This window comes from Sporosarcina sp. JAI121, assembly GCF_013408665.1.
GTDB lineage: Bacteria > Bacillota > Bacilli > Bacillales_A > Planococcaceae > Sporosarcina.
In genome coordinates, this window is sequence record NZ_JACCCL010000004.1 from 80656 (window position 1) to 100633 (window position 19978).

Sequence of the window (19978 nt, forward strand, 5' to 3'; positions counted from 1 at the left end):
ATTAGGATGGAACATGTATACTAATAGATAGCAGGGAGGCGTGCTAAAGATGCCTGTAATAACGAAAATAACACAACAGAAAAAAGATATCGAACGATACAATATTTTCCTGGATGAAAAATATGCATACAGCGTCCATGAAACGGTCCTCGTCAAATTCGGTCTGACGAAAGGAATGACGCTGGAAGACTGGTCAATAGACGAGATGGTCTATGAAGACGAAATCCGGAAAGCATTCAACCGCGCACTTCACTATCTCGGTTTTCGGATGCGAAGTGAGTTTGAAGTGAAGCAGAAACTTTTGGAATCGGGCTACGGGGAAGCGATTGTACTTGAAGCACTTGTGAAGTTGAAAAACCTTGGATTTTTAAATGATGAAACATTTTCGGAAGCGCTTCTTCAAACGCGCAAAAATTCCTCAAACAAAGGTCCGAAGGCAATCCAGCAAGAAATGCAGAAAAAAGGAATAGGGAAAGAATTGCAAACGAAGGTGCTTGAATCTTATTCGGAAGATGAACAGCTTGAAATTGCAACGAAACTTGCGGAGAAGATCGCAAATGCAAATCGCTCCGCGGTCCCTGCCCAATTAAAACAAAAAATCCAGAATGCATTGCTGCGAAAAGGTTATTCTTTTGACCTGATCAAACAAGCGCTTGCCAATGTTAACTTCGATCGGGAGGAAGATGAATGGACGGCTATCACCGAATCGATAGGAGAAAAGGCATGGCGCCGGTTCAGCTCGAAATTCAGCGGTCGAGACTTGAATGATAAGGTGAAACAGGCAATGTATCAAAAAGGAATCCCGTTTGAACGAATCGATACGTTCATCGAGAAGAAGGAGAATGTAGAAGATGGAGATTGAAAAAAAGTACAGCGAAATGACAGAGCATGAACTGCGTACGGAAATAGGAAGACTTCGCGAAAAAGCTCGCAAAGCCGAACAGCTTGGCATCATTAATGAATATGCGGTTTATCAAAGAAAAGTGGTTATGGCGCAATCGTATCTGATCGATCCGAAAACGATTGTCCCGGGTGAAATATACAGAATTGAAGGAGACGAAGGCATGTTTTTTCAAGTCGATTACTTGAAAGGGCGTTTTGCTTGGGGCTATCGATTAGGCGGAGAGCGTGCTGATGAGGCATTGCCGATTGCAATGCTGAAATCGGTGAAAGAGGGTAAATGATAGAAAAAAGGCTATGGGCAACACTTACTGTCCATAGCCTTCATGTCGACTCTATCTACTAGGTCGTACTCTTTTCTAGTTATCCAACCCCTCGGGGCTAGACAACGCCTACCGCTTTTCTTAGGAGTTCGGGACGAAGTTAAGTTTCTTATGCAACTTATCCTCGGAAAAAATCCATCCCGTGTAGGAATTGACGATGTTGAGATTCTGATCGATATGCGCCACTGCGACAAATGGATAATAGCCTTTACTTCGGTAACGAAGGTCTATGAGGCGCACTTCGCATATGTCACCGATGTATGTGATGGTCCATCTATAGATGGGTGAAAATGAAGTGAATGCTTCAATGTTCTTATCACTCATTGCTACATCCACTTGAGGGGACTTCGGCATCGGCTCACGGTCGAACCGGTCGTAAATGTTCACGGACCTCCCGTAAGCGCGCCCCACGTAATGACATTTCTCCGAAGTAGCGGCCACTTTCCATTGGAAAAAGCGCATCGTCGGTGTAATAATAACTTCCTGCGCATCGGGAACCGTTCGGAACACTGCTTTTTTCACCGCTGCTTTAAGCGCGAAACGCAGTAAATAATAAACGAAAATTACTGCATAGGTCGTCACTATCGTATAAACAGGATTTGCACCCATAGCCCAAACGATAAGAGCGATGGCATGTAATATGAAAATTATGGGATCGAATGTGTTGATAACCCCTATAGCGACCCACTTCTTTGAAAATGGCCGCAATGCCTGTGTGCCGTACGAGTTGAAAATATCGACGAAAACATGCAGGAAAACGGCTAAAAATGTCCATGCCCATACATGCAGGAAGCTGGCACCGGGCACAATAAGTGTTAATAATATGGTAATAACAAGCGGCCACAATAATACCGCGGGAATAGAATGTGTAATTCCCCTGTGATGTCGTATATAGACCGCGTTATTTCTAAGTTTCAAGACGGTATCGACATCCGGGATTAGCGAGCCGACAATAACGCCCGCAACGACGGCGCTCATTGTCGTACTTTCAGCCACAACGACGGGATCCGCCAGTGCGAGACCGCCGAGTGCCACACCCATGACTATATGCGTTCCAGTATCCAAATGATCACTCCTTTTGCCTGGACATCCGTACCAAGCAGTGGATAAGCTTTCTAGAAAGTCACATACATATCAATACCCTTTTATACTGAAAGATAAGCATATGCGATAAGGAGGAAATGATGCAAATAATAGCGAAGAAAGACGAATTCCGCGAATCACTTCTTTCCTGGTATCGTCGCGAAAAAAGAGATTTACCATGGCGGAGAACGTCGAATCCATATTACATTTGGGTTTCCGAAGTGATGCTACAACAAACAAGAGTCGAAACGGTCATTCCTTATTATGAACGCTTCATCGAAAACTTTCCGACTATGGAAGCACTTGCAAATGCGGATGAAAATGATCTGTTGAAAATGTGGGAAGGGCTCGGTTATTATTCGCGCGCAAGAAATCTACAAGCGGGTGTAAGGGAAGTAATGTCAAATTACGGCGGAGAAGTGCCGGCGAATCGGACTGAAATCTCTACGTTAAAAGGAGTGGGTCCGTATACTGCAGGAGCGGTCCTCAGTATTGCCTACGGCGTTCCCGAGCATGCAGTGGATGGGAATGTCATGCGTGTCGTTTCCAGACTCCTACTTATAGAAGATGACATCGCGATTCCGCGTACAAAAAAGATATTTGAAACGGTTATCATGGATTTAATTGATAAAGAAGATCCTTCTTCATTCAACCAAGGACTGATGGAGCTTGGGGCGACAATTTGTACACCGAAACCGAGATGTCTTCTTTGCCCGGTCATGGATTTCTGTTTAGCTTTCCAAGAAGGCAGACAAGAAGAACTGCCAGTTAAAACGAAGAAAACAAAAATGGAAATTATACCGGTTGCGTCGTTTGCAATCAGGAATGCACAAGAAGAATGGCTGCTGAGGCAACGTCCGGCAAAAGGTCTGCTTGCAGGCTTATGGGAGTTCCCGATGGTGGAGCGGGTGGGTGTTGAATCACCTCAGGATATGGCCCTTCAACATTTCGGTATCGAACTGAAGGAAACAGTTGATATACTATCCTTCAAACATATCTTTTCCCATTTGACCTGGGAGATGAAAAGCTTCGGAGCACGAATCGAAAAGGCGGCTCCAATTCCTGAAGGCTACCGTTTTTTCACGGAAGATGAAGTGGAAGCACTGCCGAAACCTGTCCCGGTATTAAAAATTTGGGATGAAATTAAACGAGGAGGAACAAAATGATGGCTCAAAATAAAGTGGCAATGGTGACGGGAAGTTCCCGGGGATTAGGAAAAGCGCTTGCAATTGAACTTGCAAAAAGAGGCTATGATATCGTCGTAAACTATGCAAGAAGCCGATCTGCGGCAGAAGAAACTGTGAAAGAGATTGAAGCTTTAGGCAGAAAGGCAATCATGATCCGCGCAAATGTCGGGGATGTTGCAAAGCTTCGGACGATGTTTGAACAAGTGAAAGAGGAATTCGGACGGCTGGACGTATTCGTATCGAATGCCGCATCGGGCGTTTTGCGTCCCATCATGGAACTGGAAGAATCGCACTGGGACTGGACGATGAACATCAATGCAAAAGGGATGCTGTTCGGAGCGCAGGAAGCTGCAAAATTGATGGATAAGGGTGGGAAAATCATCGGCATCAGTTCGCTCGGTTCAATCCGTTATCTTGAAAATTACACGACAGTCGGCGTTTCGAAGGCGGCGATGGAGTCCATTACACGTTATCTTGCAGTCGAGCTGGCACCAAAAGGTATTGCTGTTAATACGGTTTCAGGCGGCGCGATCGATACGGATGCGCTGAAGCATTTCCCTAACCGGGAAGAACTGCTGGAAGATGCGCGTAAAAACACGCCTGCGGGCCGGATGGTTGAAATTGATGATATGGTGAAAACAGCTATGTTCCTCATTTCGGACGATTCGGATATGATCCGGGGACAGACGATCATCGTAGATGGAGGACGCTCGATTTTGTTGTAAAAACTACCAAGTGTATAAATAATGCCACCGTGGATATCATAGTTAGCACGGAGGTGAAAATCCATTGACCAACAACAAACCGAATCAAACTGATGTGAATCAAGTACGAAAACAAAACCAAGCGTCACAACAACAACAAAATGCGATGGCTGCGGAGTTTGGTTCTGAAACTGATGTAAATCAGGTTCGGAAACAAAACCAACAATCAATGCAAAAAATGCAAAACCAAAAACAAAACATGAATGCGATGACTGAGGAGTTTGCTTCCGAAACTGATGTAAATCAAGTTCGGAGACAAAACCAACAATCCGAAGCAAACAAAAGTAATGCTTCTGGACAGCGCGCGAATCAGTTCGAAAACGGTTCAAAGTAAGTGGATGGATACCACCGGCCGGCAGGAGCCTTGCGCTTCTGCCGGTTTTTTTATGCAGATAAATGGTGCCTTGAATGGAAATGGAAGTTGAAAGGTTTCAAATAATGCCGTTCTGTTGGTATAATGATGAAATAATAATGGCTTCGAAATTTTCCGGCAACCAAAAGGTGGGTTTAGTTATGGCGATTGCTACAGAAGGGGAAACGATACAAGTACATAGTTATAAACATAATGGTAAGATCCATCGCGTTTGGCAGGAAACCGTAGTGTTGAAAGGTACCCGTAATATTGTCATCGGTGCAAATGAACGGACACTTGTTACAGAATCGGATGGACGCACATGGTTGACGCGTGAACCTTCCATTTGCTATTTCCACGCTGAGCATTGGTTCAATATCATTTGCATGTTACGAGAAGATGGCGTTTATTACTACATCAATATGAGCTCGCCGTTCGTGTACGATAACAAATCGTTGAAGTACATCGATTATGATCTTGATGTGAAAGTGTTCCCCGACATGAGCTATATGATTCTTGACGAGGATGAATATGCCGATCACAGGAAACAGATGGGTTATCCCGATGTCATTGACCAGATACTCCAGAAGAATTTGGATACTTTATTGGGGTGGATCAAACAACGCAGGGGTCCATTCGCTCCAGACTTCATTGAAGTTTGGACTTCCAGGTACGAGTTCCACAAGCAGGTGAAAAAAAGTAAGTGAAAAGCCTGATCGCGACTCTTTGCGGCAGGCTTTTTCTGTAGGAGGTGTATGGATGGGTGACATTATAAGGCGCTATATGAAGTTCGTTAAACCGTATAATTGGTACATCATACTGACGATACTTATCGGTATCGTGAAATTTGCAATTCCTTTATTCCTGCCGCTGTTGATGAAAATCGTTATTGATGAAATCATCGGATCGGAGACGCTTACTGCGGCGGAGATGACACGGCAATTATTTTATTGGCTAGGCGGTACGGTTCTTGTGTTCATCATCATCAGGCCGCCGGTTGAATATTACCGGCAATATTATGCCCAGTATGTGAGCAATAAGATTCTGTATGATATCCGAAAGGAATTGTATTCGCATCTACAAAAATTGAGCCTTAGCTACTATTCAAACACACGGGCAGGCGAAATTATTTCACGGGTCATAAACGACGTCGAGCAAACGAAGAACTTCGTTATGATTGGGCTGATGAATATTTGGCTCGACCTCGCGACCATTATCATTGCGGTCATCATCATGCTGACAATGGATGTGCCACTCACACTTGTTACGCTTCTCGCATTCCCGTTTTATGCGTACAGTGTAAAGCATTTTTTCGGGAAATTACGTGAACTGACAGGGAAACGATCTCAAGCGCTGGCCGATGTGCAAAGCTACCTGCATGAACGCGTTGCCGGCGTAAGTGTCATTAAAAGTTTCGCCCTTGAAGAGGTCGAACAGGAACGTTTTAATAAGACGAACGGCAATTTCCTGGATAAAGCACTAGATCACACAAGGTGGAATGCGAAAGCATTTGCGGTCGTCAATACGATCACCGATATTGCACCGCTTCTTGTTCTTGCATACGCAGGGTATCAGGTCATCAATCATGATTTGTCCGTTGGAACGATGGTTGCCTTCATCGCGTACATCGACCGGGTTTATAATCCGCTTCGAAGGTTGGTCAATGCATCGACAACCCTAACGCAATCATTCGCATCCATGGACCGGGTCTTCGATTTGATGGAGCAGGAGTATGATATTACGAACAAACCGGGTGCAAAGGAACTCCCTCCGATTGAAGGTGAAATCGAGTTTGATAATGTGAGCTTCACTTATGAAGAGGATGGAGAAAAGGTATTAAACGGTATTGATTTCACAGTCAACCCAGGTGAAACAGTCGCATTCGTCGGTATGAGCGGTGGAGGGAAATCGACGATTATCGGGCTGATTCCAAGGTTCCATGATGTCTCGGGCGGTGCTGTCCGGGTTGATGGACATGATTTGCGCGATGTTACTATTAAATCACTGCGCGATCAGATCGGAATTGTTTTGCAGGATACTATATTGTTCAGTGACTCTGTAAAAAGCAATATATTGATGGGGAAATCGGAAGCAACTGATGAAGAAGTGATTGCCGCCGCGAAAGCCGCGAATGCACATGAATTCATCGAAACACTGCCACTCGGTTATGATACAAAAGTCGGGGAGCGCGGTGTGAAACTTTCCGGTGGTCAGAAGCAAAGGATTGCGATTGCGCGTGTCTTTTTGAAAAATCCTCCGCTTCTCATTTTGGACGAGGCGACATCCGCGCTTGACCTTGAGAGTGAAGCGCTCATTCAGGAATCACTTGATAGGCTTGCACATGAAAGAACTACATTAATCGTGGCACACCGTTTGTCGACGATTACACATGCCGATAAAATTCTCGTCATTGACGCCGGAGAACTCAAAGAGATGGGAAATCATGAGGAATTGATGGCGCTGCAGGGAATTTATTACGGATTGTTCCAGGTACAAATGTTGGGAGATTAATACATGAAAATAGAGAAGGCATGCCGCAGAAAGGTTATATTTTCTGAAGCATGCCTTTCTTAATAGTGCATTCTATGAAAATAGTATTGCCTTTACCTAGAACAATTGTATAATAATGATTAGCTTTATAATTCAGAAAAAGGTGATTCGATGGATGAAAGAAAGACTGTTCTCCAAGTAAAAGATTTGCAGACGACCTTTTTTACCGATTCAGGGGAAATACCGGCTGTAGATCATATCGATTTTCACTTGAAGGAAGGCGAAGTCCTAGGTATTGTCGGAGAGTCCGGTTGCGGGAAAAGTGTAACTTCTTTATCAATCATGGGTCTTGTACCAAAACCTCCCGGGAAAGTTGTTGGGGGAGAAATACTATTTGAAGATAAAGATTTACTGACGATGACAGAAACGCAGATGCGGCATATTCGGGGAAATGACATTGCAATGATTTTCCAAGAACCGATGACTTCATTGAATCCTTTGTTTTCAATCGGTAATCAGATGACAGAAGCGGTACTTATCCATGTAAAAAGTTTGTCTAAGAAAAAGGCGGCTGCCCGGGCGATTGAAATGTTGAAACTCGTCGGATTGCCGCGCGCGGAAGAAATGATGAGAGACTATCCACACCAATTGTCCGGGGGGATGCGGCAACGTGTAATGATAGCGATGGCGCTCGTATGTGACCCGAAGGTACTCATTGCAGACGAACCGACCACTGCTTTAGATGTAACAATTCAAGCCCAGATTTTGAAATTGATGCGGGATTTGAACACAAGATTGAATACGGCTGTTCTCCTCATTACACATGATTTGGGTGTCGTTGCAGAAACCTGTGAACGTGTCATTGTTATGTATGCCGGTCAAATCATTGAAGAGGCCTCGGTTAAGATGATTTTTGAAGACCCGCAACACCCGTATACTAAAGGATTGATTCAATCGGTTCCTGACATGCGCTACAAGAAGGAGCGGCTCTATTCCATCCCTGGGAACGTGCCGAAACCCGGTTCGGTTCTGCAGGGATGCAGATTTGCAACGAGGTGCGAGTTCGCATTTGACCGTTGTCTAAAAGAAAACCCTGAACTATATGAAACATCGGACGCTCATCGGACCAGATGCTTCCTATATGACGGAGAAGGGGTGGGAATGCATGACAACAAAGCCCTTGCTGGAAGTAGAGGGATTGAAGAAATATTTCCCGGTTAAAAAAGGGATGCTTGGAAGGACAGTCGGGCATGTCAAGGCAGTTGACGACGTTTCGTTTTATGTCAATGAAGGTGAAACACTCGGTATCGTAGGAGAATCGGGATGCGGCAAATCAACGACGGGGCGTATGCTCATGCGTCTTCTTGAACCGACCGAAGGGAAAGTGGTATTCGACGGAAAAGACTTGACGTCATTAACTTCCGATGAAATGCGCAAGACAAGACGGGATATCCAAATGGTATTCCAAGATCCATATGCATCGTTGAATCCACGTCATACAATAGAAAAGATTTTGGAAGAACCGCTAATTGTGCATGGTATTGATAATCCGAAAGAACGAAAAAAGAAAGTGCGTGAATTCCTGGAAATAGTCGGGCTGAGTGCCTACCATGCAAAACGGTATCCGCATCAGTTCAGTGGAGGACAGCGCCAGCGCATCGGCATTGCCCGTGCATTGATGACGAATCCGAAATTGATAATCGCCGACGAGCCAGTTTCGGCCCTTGATGTGTCTATTCAGTCGCAAGTGTTAAACTTGATGCAAGACTTGCAGAAGGAATTTAACCTCACCTATATTTTCATCGCCCATGATTTAGGGGTCGTCCGTCATATAAGTGATCGCGTCGGAGTCATGTATCTTGGGAGGATGGTTGAAATGGCTGCAAGTGAGCAACTTTACGCGAAGCCGCTTCATCCATATACGCAGGCGCTGTTATCCGCAGTTCCGGTTCCAGATCCGGATTATCAGAAAGAGCAGATTCTTCTAGCGGGGGATATTCCTAATCCCGCAAATCCTCCTAGCGGTTGCACGTTCCATACGCGTTGTCCGCATAAGATGGATATTTGTACAAAGTTTGCTCCACAACTTGTTGAGCAAGATTCGGGTCATTCTGTCGCCTGTCATCTTTATAGTGATCAGGTGGACAATGATATAAAACAGATGGAGGGGTCCTTATGAGTAAAAAGAAGTTAGGTTCATTTGCGTTACTGTTGCTACTCATTCTTTCGACTGCTCTTGCGGCTTGTTCGTCAGATACTGGCGACGGCAAGACAGAAGGCGGAAAGACTGCAGATGGAGAAAATGTAAAAGATATATTGGTATTTGGACGAGGTGGAGATTCGACTTCACTTGACCCATCAAGGGTGACAGAAGGGGAATCATTCAAAGTAACGGTCAATCTCTACGAAACACTTCTGAATTTCGGTGAGCAGGATACGACGATCAATCCTGGACTTGCAACTGAGTGGGAGCCGAGTGAAGATGGTTTAACGTATACATTCAAATTGCGTGAAGGCGTCAAATTCCATGATGGAACTGACTTCAATGCCGACGCGGTAGTAAAAAACTTCGAGCGTTGGGCAAATGGAGATGCGGAGAAATTCCCATACTATAATTCAATGTTCGGTGGTTTCAAAGGTGATGAAGGACATGTCATTGATTCGGTTACAGCAGACGGTGATAACACAGTCATCATAAAATTGACGCGTCCACAAGCGCCATTCCTTAAAAATATTGCAATGAGCATGTTTGCGATTGCAAGCCCGACTGCTTTTGAAAAAGGCGATGATGAATTCGAACGAAATCCGGTAGGAACTGGTCCATTCAAGTTCGTCGAATGGAAACCGAATGAAACAATTACTATTGAAAAGTTTGATGATTACTGGGATGAAGGGCTGCCAAAACTTAAAAAGATCATATTCCGCTCAATTCCTGATAACTCAGCACGTTTGAATGCATTGATGGCTGGTGATATCGAACTTGCGGATGGTATTAATCCATCGGATGGCAAAGCGGTAGAAGACAATGACAAACTGCAATTATTTGAACGTCCGTCCATGAACGTCGGCTACTTGGGTCTAACAGTAACACGCCCTCCATTCGATAAAGTGGAAGTGCGTCAAGCGATTAACCATGCAATCGACAAACAGTCAATCATTGACTCATTCTTCGAAGGACGTGCGGATATCGCAAAAAATCCGATGCCGACATCCATTTCAGGATATAACGAAGATATTGAAGGATACGAATACAATCCTGAAAAAGCGAAAGAACTTCTGAAAGCGGCAGGACTTGAAGATGGTTTTGAGATGGAACTGTGGGCAATGCCGGTTCCACGTCCATACATGCCGGATGGTAAAAAAGTCGCTGAAGTCATTCAGAAAAACCTTGCAGATGTAGGAATTACTGCGAAAATCGTTTCACATGAATGGGCTACGTACTTGGAATTGGCAAGTAAAGGAGATGCAGATGCGTTCATGCTCGGCTGGACCGGGGATAACGGAGATGCAGACAACTTCCTATACGTTTTGCTTGATGAAGATAATATCGGCAGCAATAACTATACGTACTACAAAAACGATAAACTCCACGATATCCTCATCGCAGCACAAACGGAAGTCGATGAAGATAAACGGAATGAACTGTATAAAGAAGCACAGGAAATCATTCATGCAGATGCTCCTTGGGTACCACTTGCTCACTCAACTCCACTTCTTGGAGGAGCGAAGGATCTAACAGGTTTCCTTCCACACCCAACTGGATCGGATTTGCTTTCGAACGTAGAATTTAAGTAAGTGTGTTTATGTAATAGTTGAAAGGGAGAGGTCTACCGGATTTCTCCCTTTTCTTTATCAAATAATGGGTACATACAAGTTGATTGCAGAGTTGGAGGATGAAAAAATATGCTCAGCTACATTGGGAAAAGAATGCTGCAGCTCATTCCTGTCCTACTCGGAATGACGTTTCTCGTATTCATGATTATCCGGGCAATTCCAGGTAATCCTGCGCAGATTATTCTTGGACAACAGGCGACTAAGGAGTCTGTGGAAGCGCTTACGATAAAACTTGGTCTGGATAACCCATGGTATATTCAATACTTCAAATACCTTGGGAATCTATTTAAAGGCGATCTGGGCGAATCGATGAGAACGAGGGCGCCCGTGTCGGATGAGATTTGGCCTTATTTGGCGGCTACATTTGAACTTGCTCTTTTCGCCATCATCATAGCAATCATTATCGGCGTCAATGCTGGAATAATATCGGCATGGTTCCAAAATTCATGGTTTGACTATACGGCGATGATTTTTGCGCTTATCGGTGTTTCCATGCCTATCTTCTGGCTTGGTCTTATGGGGCAATGGGTTTTTGCGGTAGAAAATCCGTGGTTGCCGACAGGGGGGCGTGAACAAGTACGTGATCCTGTCAACGCCATAACCCATCTCTATATAGTAGATACGATTATTCAAGGGCGTTTCGATCAATTATGGCAAGTCTTCCGCCACCTAATATTACCGGGGCTAGCACTCGCTACGATTCCGATGGCAATTATTGCCCGGATGACCCGATCGAGTATGCTTGAAGTGATGCGTTCAGATTATATTCGTACTGCCCGTGCGAAAGGACAGAAGATGTTTTGGGTTGTCTATAAACATGCGCTCAAAAATGCCATCATCCCGGTGTTGACAATTATCGGTCTGCAAATGGGAATGCTGCTTGGCGGTGCAATTTTGACAGAAACGATTTTTGCATGGCCGGGAGTGGGTCGCTATATTTACGATGCTATCGGATTCAGGGATTATCCCGTCATCCAGTCTGCAATTCTAATCGTGGCTCTTTTCTTTGTATTGATTAACCTGATTGTTGACTTGTTGTATGGTCTCATAGATCCGAGGATTAAATATGATTGAGGAAGGGGGAAGTGTAAATGTCTGAATTTGTACCTAAAGCCGATGGAATAGCAGTAATGAAAGTTGAGAAAACAGTTGGACCTTGGCGTGAAGCTTGGAATGGCTTCAAAAAAAGTAAAGTGGCCGTTGTTGGTATGTGTATCGTTTTATTTTTTATTTTACTGGCAATTTTCGGTCCGTTAATTGCACAAGAAGGTATTAACGACCAAGTGTTAAAAGACCGGCTTCTCCCTCCCTCCAGTGAGTATTGGCTTGGAACGGATGACCTTGGAAGAGACATTCTTTCGCGTATCATATACGGTGCCCGTATTTCCTTATGGGTTGGATTCTTTTCTGTTATCGGATCGGTAGTCGTAGGGAGTGCGTTGGGTATCATTGCGGGTTATTATGGACGCTGGGTTGATACGATCATTTCGCGTATTTTCGATATCATGCTTGCATTTCCTTCTATATTATTGGCCATTGCAATTGTTTCAGTACTTGGGCCGAATCTGCGGAATGCATTGATTGCGATTGCGGTCATCAATGTACCGAACTTCGGTAGGCTTATACGGTCTAAGGTGTTAAGTATTAAAGAAGATGAGTATATTACTGCTGCCAAGGGAATCGGTATGAAAGATGCGCGGATTTTAGTTTCCCATATTTTGCCCAATTCGATGGCGCCGGTTATTGTTCAGGGGACGCTTGCGATTGCTACGGCAATTCTCGAAGCGGCTGCATTAGGTTTTTTAGGACTTGGTGCACAAGCGCCGATGCCAGAGTGGGGGAAAATGTTGGCCGATTCAAAAGACTTCCTTCATTCAGCCCCGTGGACAATGATTTTCCCGGGCCTGGCAATTATGCTTACCGTACTGGGTTTCAATTTAATGGGAGATGGGTTGCGTGATGCGCTCGATCCTAAGATGAAGAGTTAAGAAAAAATGTCCCGCAAACCGTTGAAATCATCGGCTTGCGGGACATTTTTTAGTTAAGAAAGTATAGGATTTTAATTTAGGGCGTTGACTATATAAATTGAAATAAAAAATAACTTCTAAATAAGCTTCGGCGCTTTGTGGATGCCTCCCGCGATAAGCCAGAAAGAAGCTCACTTTCAGTCTTATCGCTCCGGCTACCACTAAGACGCGCCTACGCTGGATAGTCTGTTTAAGAATGCGCATTGTAATGCGTCTTCAGCGAAATAAAGTGTTATCGAATTTTAATCAATTTAAAATCTCAGCATATACATCCCGAATCCACAATCCTTATATCAATTCTCTATTAGTGGAATTTCCTCGTACAAGCAATATACCAGGGGAAAACCAGCGAAAGGGATCCCCAAGCGCCGAAGCGTGTAAAATAGGCAATCCTTATTCCTGTTCTATAATAGTGAACTTTTCAATGTCTCCAATAGACGTAGGGAGAATCGGTACCCACCGCCATTTTTAATAAATTTCATCTGTCAGTTTCGAGTTCACTTTGTTGTTATGATATTGCTGGAACAATACGATCAGCTTGTCAAAATGTTCAAGTTGTTCCTCGTAATTAAAGATGGACGACAAGATATGCAGGAGGTGATAGGCGGAAAATTCCTCTTCTTCCTTCGTGAGGGCGATCTCCTTTGCAAATATCTCCATCACTTCATAACGCTGGATGTATTCTTCATTCGGACTGGTACTTACTGCATCGGATTTCAGTTTACCAACGAACTTCAGATGAAGCTGTTCATGATAGGTGAGCAGTGCGTCGAGACGTTCCTGCACCATCATCCGGAAATGTTCCGGCAGATCAGTCAGTTCATTTTCAAACTGATGAAGCTTCCTTAACACATCGTAACTGCTTCTTGAAGTGGCAACCATCTGTCTGTAAACAACAAGCTTTCTCGCTTTGTTTCGTGTGTTTTTCTTGAAGTAGCTTCGTTCTTCTTTAAATAACGTATAGAGCTGATCGACCTGTGTAAGACGTTCCTTTAATTTATTCAATGATTTCTTTGTAGCAATATGTTCGGATGCCTGTCTTCCGGCCAGTCGGGTCCAACGAATGATTTCGTCTTGTGCCTGATGGATGGATTCAAATAATTTCGTTTCATATTTCGGCGGCATGAACAACAAGTTCACGACGAAAGCAGCCAGTATACCGATAATCATTGTCACGAATCTGAGTAGTGCGAATGACAGGAACTCATCGCCTTTAATTTCCATGATGGCAATCATCACAACGAGAGCCATTGAAATCGATTTTTCAAGACCAAATTTAATCATGATCAATATGATAATGACTGCGGCAAGTCCTATGAAGACCAGTTGATTACCGAATAGGAGAACGAATAAAACAGCAACGACTGCACCAATCACATTACCTTGTATCTGTTCGATAATCGTTAGATAAGATCTATAGATAGAAGGTTGTATCGCGAAGATGGCTGCGATGCCTGCAAATAAGGGATGCGGCAATTGCAAAACTTCTGCCAGGAACAATGCGAACACAATCGCAATGCCCGTTTTAAAAATGCGGGCACCAAGTATCATAGGGGTTATCCTTTCGTTAAAACTATTTTCCGCTACTGTACCTTAACTAAACGGAGCGGTCAACCGTTCATTAGAGTTGCAGTTCTTTGAATGACTTATCGACTGCAGCTAGTGTATCTTCAATATCTTTTTCAGTATGCGCAGTGGTTAAGAACCATGCTTCATACTTTGAAGGAGCGAGATTGATGCCGTTTTTCAACATCAGTTTAAAGAACTTCGCGAACACTTCGCCGTCCGTTGCTTCGGCCTGGTCGTAGTTTTCTACTTTTTTGTCTGTAAAGAACAGCGTAAGGGCTCCTCCAAGGCGGTTTGTTGTCAGCGTGATCCCATGCTCTTTTGCGGATTTCAAAATGCCCTCTTCAAGAATAGCACCTAGACGATCAATTTCTTCATAGATACCGGGCGTTTGCAGAACTTCAAGAAGGGCGATTCCCGCTAACATGGAAGCTGGATTTCCGGCCATCGTCCCAGCTTGATAGGCAGGTCCGAGTGGAGCGACTTGTTCCATTATCTCCTTTTTCCCGCCGTAACCACCGATTGGTAAACCGCCACCGATGATTTTACCGAATGCGGTTAGGTCAGGTGTTAAACCGAGCAGATTCTGTGCACCGCCATAATGGAAACGGAATGCAGTGATCACTTCATCATAAACAATCAGTGCCCCTTTTTCGGCGGCAAGATCATGAACAAGTGGCAGGAACCCTTCTTTCGGCTCGACTATACCGAAGTTACCAACGATCGGCTCGACAAGAATGCACGCTATTTGGTCTCCCCATTTATCCATTGCATCCTTATAAGCTTCCGGATCGTTGAATGGTATTGTGATGACTTCTTTGGCGATCGACTCCGGTACGCCTGCTGAATCGGGCGTACCTAGCGTTGCTGGACCGGAACCTGCAGCAACAAGCACAAGATCAGAATGGCCATGGTAACAACCAGCGAATTTCATGATTTTTGTCCGCCCGGTGTATGCGCGGGAAACGCGGATTGTCGTCATTACCGCTTCAGTGCCGGAATTCACAAATCGGACCTTATCCATTCCAGGTATCGCTTCTTTCAACATTTTTGCAAACTTCACTTCATGCCGTGTAGGAGTTCCGTAAAGTAAACCTGTTTGAGCAGCTTTGACGATTGCTTCTGTGATATGTGGATGGGCGTGCCCCGTAATGATCGGTCCGTATGCAGCGAGGTAGTCAATATATTTATTGCCGTCGACATCCCAGAAGTAAGCACCTTCCGCCCGCTCCATTACTGTTGGCGCGCCGCCGCCGACTGCGTGGTATCCGCGGGATGGGCTATTTACACCACCTACGATATGCTCGCAAGCTTCACTATAGATTTCTTCAGAGTTGGCTCTGTTCATTTTTATTCCCCCGTTCAATTGATTACTCCCTCTATTCTAAACAAAAAGGTTCAAATAGCCAAAGAAATTGAAACTGGCGGCCGTGTTCTGTACGATTAAGAAAAGAATATATTGGAGGAATGGAAGATGACGACACTTGAGGGGATGCACGCACCGGAATTTACACTGCCAAATGAGAACGGCGAAATGACTTCATTAAAACAATACGCCGGGGAAAAATACGTAGTCCTTTATTTTTATCCGAAAGATTCGACTCCTGGTTGTACAACACAGGCATGTGATTTTCGAGATGCGTATGAAGATTTCAGCAAGCTAAACGCTGTTGTACTTGGGGTGAGTCCGGATAGCGAAGCTTCGCACGGGAAATTTATCGGAAAACATGGACTGCCGTTCTCCCTGCTAGTTGATGAAGATCACACGGTTGCTGAAAAATATGATGTCTGGAAATTAAAGAAGATGTTCGGTAAGGAGTATATGGGCATCGAGCGTTCAACATTCCTGATTGATCCGACGGGGACGGTCGTGAAGGAATGGCGAAAAGTGAAAGTGAAAGGTCATATAGAGGAAGCACTTGCTACACTGGAGCAACTAACACAGTCTTGAGGGGGAATGGGTAATGGTAGTTCTATTCACATTCGATATAAAGAAACATCAAGAAGAGGGGCTTATCGAAAAGTTTCCGGAAGTGACGTTTCATTTCAATAAAAGACCACGGGATACAGAAATTCAGGAGGCGACCATTATCGTGACATATGGCAGTGATATAGATGCTGCCCTGTTGGAGCAGGCGAAGTCGCTGGAATGGATCATGGTAGCATCAGCAGGTGTTGAAAAAATGCCGCTTGCTGAAATAGCTGAACGGAATATTACGGTGTCTAATGTACGCGGCATTCACAAAACACCGATGGCTGAATCGGTTCTTGCGCATGTATTGGCATTGCGGCGATCGTTACCACTTATTTACGAACGACAGCAGGAGAAAGAGTGGGTTAGAAGAGTTGGTTCGACTGAGTTGAAAGGGTCGACCGCCATGATTTTGGGGCCTGGCGCGATCGGCTCTGAAATTGGCCGTCTTCTCCAAACATTCGGTGTCACGACAATCGGTTGTAATCGATCTGGCAAGGAAAGTGAATCGATGAATGAGACGATTAAGTTTGAGGCTTTGATCGGCAGACTGGGAGAAGCTGATTTCGTCATTTCCGTTTTACCGAGCACGGAGGAGACAAGAGGACTGATCACCGAAAATCATTTCATGGCGATGAAGGAAAATGCCGTTTTTATGAATTTCGGACGCGGAGACCTTTATGAAGAGGCGGTTTTGATAGCGGCATTGAAAAAAGAAGAAATCGGGCATGCAGTACTTGACGTGTTCGAAACGGAACCCTTGCCCGCCGATAATGAATTATGGGCACTTCCGAATTGCACGGTTTCACCGCATGTATCCAGTCTTTCAGGGAAGTATATAGAAAGAGCCCTCGGCATATTTGAAGAGAATCTGGAAAAGTGGCAACAAGGGGATCGCAGTCTAGCGAATTTAATTGACTTGAATCAGGGGTACTAAGAAGTATCAACTCCATGGATATAAAGAAGGCGACTATATAGCACTTTAGTTGACATATGAACCCTATTTTAAGTACACTGATGATAATGATTATAAAGTGAGAATCTTTATGAATAGAGGTGCATAGCGATGTCTGAAGTGAGATTGAAAGACGCGCTGGACACATTGAAAGATAGTGGGGTCAGAATCACTCCACAACGGCATGCGATTTTAGAGTACCTTATCTCTTCGGAGTCACATCCCACGGCCGATGATATATATAAAGCACTTGAAAGCGATTTTCCCAATATGAGCGTCGCGACGGTATATAACAATCTTCGTGTATTCTTGAATGCGGGACTCATCAAGGAACTGACGTATGGAGATGCATCGAGCCGTTTTGATTTTGTGACCCACGATCACTATCATATTATCTGTGACGATTGCGGAACGATTGTTGATTTCCACCATCCCGGACTTGAGGAAGTCGAACATCTTGCTTCTCATGTTACCGGATTCAAAGTGAATTCCCATCGTCTTGAAGTGTATGGTACATGTCCGATATGTGCTTCACGCGTAGCCACTACAAATTAAAAAACGTCCGATACCCCTTTTGATGTAGAAGGTATCGGACGCTTTTTATTTGGAAGTGTCTTTAGCTTTGTTTTTCGGACGGTTATATGTTTCGTCAAACTCCTTGCCTTCTAATGAAGGGTCAAGTGTAAGAGGCTCACGGCAATGTCCGCACATATCCACACGGCCAAGCATTTTTGTGTGTTTGCCGCAATTCGGACAGAGGATTTGGACGGCTCGCGTGGACAACGATCCTATCCATGCATAAACGATCGTACTGCTAAGAATGGCGAGGACGCCAAGGAACATGAATATGAGCATGACAATCTCGTTTTTTCTGAAGAAAATCCCGATGTACATAATGACGACGCCTGCAAATATTAAAGCAAGAGCGAATGACCGTATCCTATTTATCTTATTTTTATAGGGTTTCATCCAACGTACCTCCTTGATATATCCTCAATTACTATATCATAAATTCCGATTTCTACGTTATTTAACCGATTTAAATAAAGGATTTACTTTACTGTTCGTCGAAAGGAAATGGCAGGGAGGTGTATTAGTGGAACAGGTACTAAGACCAATTTATCAGGAGCGGGCAAGTTTTCCGGAGACTCTTGGTGTCATTCTTGTAGAAAAGAGAGGGAAAGAGGATCCGATAACAGATACATTCGATGCGATCCTACTCATCATTACCGCCGACGATGAAATCCCTATCTTTACGAAGCATTATACAGACGGAAAAGAAAAAGCTGCGATGCATATAATTAGTGAAAAACAATTGCGGAAATGGTTGGTTCTTGGCTCGAAACGTAAAGTCGTAGATTGGTTGTACTACGGAAAGGTCTACTTCGATCGAAATGAGTTCGTTGAAAAATTGAGAACGGAGTTGCAGGAGTATCCTTTTTGTGGTCGGGATATAAAAATGGGCCTGGAGTTTTCAAAACTTGTAAGAGGATATATGGAAGGTAAATCATTTTTTGAAGAAGGGAACTACATGGATGCTTACCATCACGTAGTTAAATCACTTCATCACCTCGCGAGACTTGCGGTTATTGAAAACGGATTGTTTCCGGAAGTGACGGTGTGGTCTCAGGTGAAAAAAATTGACCCTGCAATTTACAAACTATATGAAGAACTGATTATGAGTGAAGAGCCTTTGGAAAAGAGATTGGAACTATTATTTCTTGCGAGTGAATTTTTCATCCATAACCGGACGGCTGATGGTGCGCGACATATTAGGGATGTTATGGCAACCCGAGAATTGTGGACGATTCAGGAACTTCACGAGCATGAAGAAGTTCGGATGTATTCAATAGACCTTGAAGTGTTCATTGAGTTTCTTATTGAGAAAGGTTTCGTTTCTGTAGTCCAAAGCGACTCGAAAAATGAATTGATCTTTCACAGGGATTACAAAGTAGTGTGATAGGCAGCTTATATAGAACGAATTAAAATGGTCCTATATAAGCTGGGCATATAATCAGCGTAGGCGCGTTATAGAGGACAGCCGGAGTCGTAAAACTGATAGCGAAGCGGTCAGGCTTATGGCGGAAGGCATCCCCTTAGCGCCGAAGCGGATTGTCAGAGGTTTTTTATTTCGCTTTTTATATTAATCTTGTTGACAAAAGAATGTCGAACGTGTTATTGTAATTAAGGTCGCTTGAGAGGCAAACTTAAAACAACTTAAAAAAAGAAGTTTTAAATAAAGCTTGACTCCAGAACCATACGGTGTTAAATTAGAGAAGTCGCTTTTAGAGGGCGGACGAAATTACAACGAATGTTAATCAACACTTTAACTAATGAACCTTGAAAACTGAACAGCAAAACGTCAATGAAATACAGCGAGAGTGCTAACACACTTGAGCAAAACGTTTCTTAGTAAGTTGACCTATGTCAGACGAAAAGAAACACAATCGAATCTTCGGATTCAGGGGAGGAATTCTATTCCTCTCCAGTCAGCAAGAAATGAGCTATTCATTTTCTTTATGGAA

The 19978-nt window shown here is 44.0% G+C and carries 20 protein-coding genes; 16 read left to right on the top strand and 4 right to left on the bottom strand.

Annotated features, from left to right (window positions below; genetic code table 11):
* Window positions 1–49 precede the first annotated feature (49 nt).
* Both recX and HDC33_RS15495 read left to right on the top strand, forming a co-directional pair.
* Window positions 50–862, top strand: coding sequence for a recombination regulator RecX (gene recX, locus HDC33_RS15490; RefSeq protein ID WP_179393473.1), 813 nt, complete (start codon window positions 50–52; stop codon window positions 860–862).
* A complete protein-coding gene (locus HDC33_RS15495) occupies window positions 852–1184 on the top strand; it encodes a YfhH family protein (RefSeq protein ID WP_179393474.1) in 333 nt (110 codons plus the stop codon). Before recX ends, HDC33_RS15495 begins: the two co-directional genes overlap by 11 nt.
* Before the next feature lie 120 nt (window positions 1185–1304).
* On the opposite strand, the gene HDC33_RS15500 is transcribed toward HDC33_RS15495, so the two are convergent.
* Window positions 1305–2288, bottom strand: a complete 984-nt coding sequence (locus HDC33_RS15500) for a metal-dependent hydrolase (RefSeq protein WP_179393475.1) — start codon at window positions 2286–2288, stop codon at window positions 1305–1307.
* Between the two features lie 119 nt (window positions 2289–2407).
* Between HDC33_RS15500 and mutY the strand changes: the two genes are divergently transcribed.
* The 10 genes from mutY to nikC all read left to right on the top strand — a co-directional run bounded on the left by mutY (window position 2408) and on the right by nikC (window position 12921).
* A complete protein-coding gene (gene mutY, locus HDC33_RS15505; protein ID WP_179393495.1) occupies window positions 2408–3472 on the top strand; it encodes an A/G-specific adenine glycosylase in 1065 nt (354 codons plus the stop codon).
* Window positions 3472–4218, top strand: a complete 747-nt coding sequence (fabL, locus tag HDC33_RS15510; RefSeq protein ID WP_179393496.1) for an enoyl-[acyl-carrier-protein] reductase FabL — start codon at window positions 3472–3474, stop codon at window positions 4216–4218. Before mutY ends, fabL begins: the two co-directional genes overlap by 1 nt.
* A 64-nt stretch (window positions 4219–4282) precedes the next feature.
* The gene (locus HDC33_RS15515; protein ID WP_179393476.1) at window positions 4283–4591 is read left to right on the top strand and encodes a gamma-type small acid-soluble spore protein; all 309 of its coding nucleotides are present in this window, start codon (window positions 4283–4285) and stop codon (window positions 4589–4591) included.
* Between the two features lie 179 nt (window positions 4592–4770).
* Window positions 4771–5316, top strand: a complete 546-nt coding sequence (gene ntdP, locus HDC33_RS15520; RefSeq protein ID WP_179393477.1) for a nucleoside tri-diphosphate phosphatase — start codon at window positions 4771–4773, stop codon at window positions 5314–5316.
* Between the two features lie 52 nt (window positions 5317–5368).
* Window positions 5369–7120, top strand: coding sequence for an ABC transporter ATP-binding protein (locus HDC33_RS15525; RefSeq protein ID WP_255457464.1), 1752 nt, complete (start codon window positions 5369–5371; stop codon window positions 7118–7120).
* A gap of 150 nt (window positions 7121–7270) precedes the next feature.
* The gene (locus tag HDC33_RS15530; protein ID WP_179393478.1) at window positions 7271–8320 is read left to right on the top strand and encodes an ABC transporter ATP-binding protein; all 1050 of its coding nucleotides are present in this window, start codon (window positions 7271–7273) and stop codon (window positions 8318–8320) included.
* The gene (locus HDC33_RS15535; RefSeq protein ID WP_179393479.1) at window positions 8265–9278 is read left to right on the top strand and encodes an ABC transporter ATP-binding protein; all 1014 of its coding nucleotides are present in this window, start codon (window positions 8265–8267) and stop codon (window positions 9276–9278) included. The genes HDC33_RS15530 and HDC33_RS15535 overlap by 56 nt, the downstream gene beginning before the upstream one ends.
* Entirely contained in the window at window positions 9275–10894 is a 1620-nt protein-coding gene (locus HDC33_RS15540) for an ABC transporter substrate-binding protein (RefSeq protein WP_179393480.1), read from the top strand. Before HDC33_RS15535 ends, HDC33_RS15540 begins: the two co-directional genes overlap by 4 nt.
* Before the next feature lie 108 nt (window positions 10895–11002).
* Window positions 11003–12007, top strand: coding sequence for an ABC transporter permease (locus HDC33_RS15545; RefSeq protein WP_179393481.1), 1005 nt, complete (start codon window positions 11003–11005; stop codon window positions 12005–12007).
* 17 nt (window positions 12008–12024) lie between these two features.
* Window positions 12025–12921 (top strand): nickel transporter permease, encoded by an 897-nt coding sequence (nikC, locus tag HDC33_RS15550; RefSeq protein ID WP_179393482.1) that lies wholly within the window; start codon window positions 12025–12027, stop codon window positions 12919–12921.
* Window positions 12922–13428: 507 nt separating this feature from the next.
* Here the strand turns inward: nikC and HDC33_RS15555 are convergent.
* Both HDC33_RS15555 and HDC33_RS15560 read right to left on the bottom strand, forming a co-directional pair.
* On the bottom strand, window positions 13429–14511 hold the full coding sequence (locus tag HDC33_RS15555; protein ID WP_179393483.1) for an FUSC family protein: 1083 nt from the start codon (window positions 14509–14511) through the stop codon (window positions 13429–13431).
* Window positions 14512–14581: 70 nt separating this feature from the next.
* Window positions 14582–15874: a glutamate-1-semialdehyde 2,1-aminomutase gene (locus HDC33_RS15560; RefSeq protein WP_179393484.1), complete on the bottom strand. Its 1293-nt coding sequence runs from the start codon at window positions 15872–15874 to the stop codon at window positions 14582–14584.
* A gap of 126 nt (window positions 15875–16000) precedes the next feature.
* Between HDC33_RS15560 and bcp the strand changes: the two genes are divergently transcribed.
* From bcp to perR, 3 genes are all read left to right on the top strand, one after another.
* Complete coding sequence (bcp, locus tag HDC33_RS15565) at window positions 16001–16477, top strand: thioredoxin-dependent thiol peroxidase (RefSeq protein WP_179393485.1); 477 nt, start codon at window positions 16001–16003, stop codon at window positions 16475–16477.
* A 13-nt stretch (window positions 16478–16490) separates the two neighbouring features.
* On the top strand, window positions 16491–17435 hold the full coding sequence (locus tag HDC33_RS15570; RefSeq protein ID WP_179393486.1) for a D-2-hydroxyacid dehydrogenase: 945 nt from the start codon (window positions 16491–16493) through the stop codon (window positions 17433–17435).
* Between the two features lie 129 nt (window positions 17436–17564).
* Window positions 17565–18008: a peroxide-responsive transcriptional repressor PerR gene (gene perR / locus HDC33_RS15575; protein WP_179393487.1), complete on the top strand. Its 444-nt coding sequence runs from the start codon at window positions 17565–17567 to the stop codon at window positions 18006–18008.
* 45 nt (window positions 18009–18053) lie between these two features.
* Here perR and HDC33_RS15580 read toward each other — a convergent pair whose 3' ends face one another.
* A complete protein-coding gene (locus HDC33_RS15580) occupies window positions 18054–18422 on the bottom strand; it encodes a YgzB family protein (RefSeq protein WP_179393488.1) in 369 nt (122 codons plus the stop codon).
* Between the two features lie 127 nt (window positions 18423–18549).
* Here HDC33_RS15580 and HDC33_RS15585 point away from each other — a divergent pair, with 127 nt between their 5' ends.
* Window positions 18550–19413 (top strand): nucleotidyltransferase-like protein, encoded by an 864-nt coding sequence (locus HDC33_RS15585; RefSeq protein ID WP_179393489.1) that lies wholly within the window; start codon window positions 18550–18552, stop codon window positions 19411–19413.
* Window positions 19414–19978: the final 565 nt, after the last annotated feature.

What these genes read in the sequence shown, in the direction of transcription:
- recX (WP_179393473.1), top strand. Translation starts at nt 50, where the DNA reads ATGCCTGTAATAACGAAAATAACACAACAGAAAAAAGATATCGAACGA.
- HDC33_RS15495 (WP_179393474.1), top strand. Translation starts at nt 852, where the DNA reads ATGGAGATTGAAAAAAAGTACAGCGAAATGACAGAGCATGAACTGCGT.
- mutY (WP_179393495.1), top strand. Translation starts at nt 2,408, where the DNA reads ATGCAAATAATAGCGAAGAAAGACGAATTCCGCGAATCACTTCTTTCC.
- fabL (WP_179393496.1), top strand. Translation starts at nt 3,472, where the DNA reads ATGGCTCAAAATAAAGTGGCAATGGTGACGGGAAGTTCCCGGGGATTA.
- ntdP (WP_179393477.1), top strand. Translation starts at nt 4,771, where the DNA reads ATGGCGATTGCTACAGAAGGGGAAACGATACAAGTACATAGTTATAAA.
- HDC33_RS15525 (WP_255457464.1), top strand. Translation starts at nt 5,369, where the DNA reads ATGGGTGACATTATAAGGCGCTATATGAAGTTCGTTAAACCGTATAAT.
- HDC33_RS15530 (WP_179393478.1), top strand. Translation starts at nt 7,271, where the DNA reads ATGGATGAAAGAAAGACTGTTCTCCAAGTAAAAGATTTGCAGACGACC.
- HDC33_RS15535 (WP_179393479.1), top strand. Translation starts at nt 8,265, where the DNA reads ATGACAACAAAGCCCTTGCTGGAAGTAGAGGGATTGAAGAAATATTTC.
- HDC33_RS15540 (WP_179393480.1), top strand. Translation starts at nt 9,275, where the DNA reads ATGAGTAAAAAGAAGTTAGGTTCATTTGCGTTACTGTTGCTACTCATT.
- HDC33_RS15545 (WP_179393481.1), top strand. Translation starts at nt 11,003, where the DNA reads ATGCTCAGCTACATTGGGAAAAGAATGCTGCAGCTCATTCCTGTCCTA.
- nikC (WP_179393482.1), top strand. Translation starts at nt 12,025, where the DNA reads ATGTCTGAATTTGTACCTAAAGCCGATGGAATAGCAGTAATGAAAGTT.
- HDC33_RS15555 (WP_179393483.1), bottom strand. Translation starts at nt 14,511, where the DNA reads ATGATACTTGGTGCCCGCATTTTTAAAACGGGCATTGCGATTGTGTTC.
- HDC33_RS15560 (WP_179393484.1), bottom strand. Translation starts at nt 15,874, where the DNA reads ATGAACAGAGCCAACTCTGAAGAAATCTATAGTGAAGCTTGCGAGCAT.
- bcp (WP_179393485.1), top strand. Translation starts at nt 16,001, where the DNA reads ATGACGACACTTGAGGGGATGCACGCACCGGAATTTACACTGCCAAAT.
- HDC33_RS15570 (WP_179393486.1), top strand. Translation starts at nt 16,491, where the DNA reads ATGGTAGTTCTATTCACATTCGATATAAAGAAACATCAAGAAGAGGGG.
- perR (WP_179393487.1), top strand. Translation starts at nt 17,565, where the DNA reads ATGTCTGAAGTGAGATTGAAAGACGCGCTGGACACATTGAAAGATAGT.
- HDC33_RS15580 (WP_179393488.1), bottom strand. Translation starts at nt 18,422, where the DNA reads ATGAAACCCTATAAAAATAAGATAAATAGGATACGGTCATTCGCTCTT.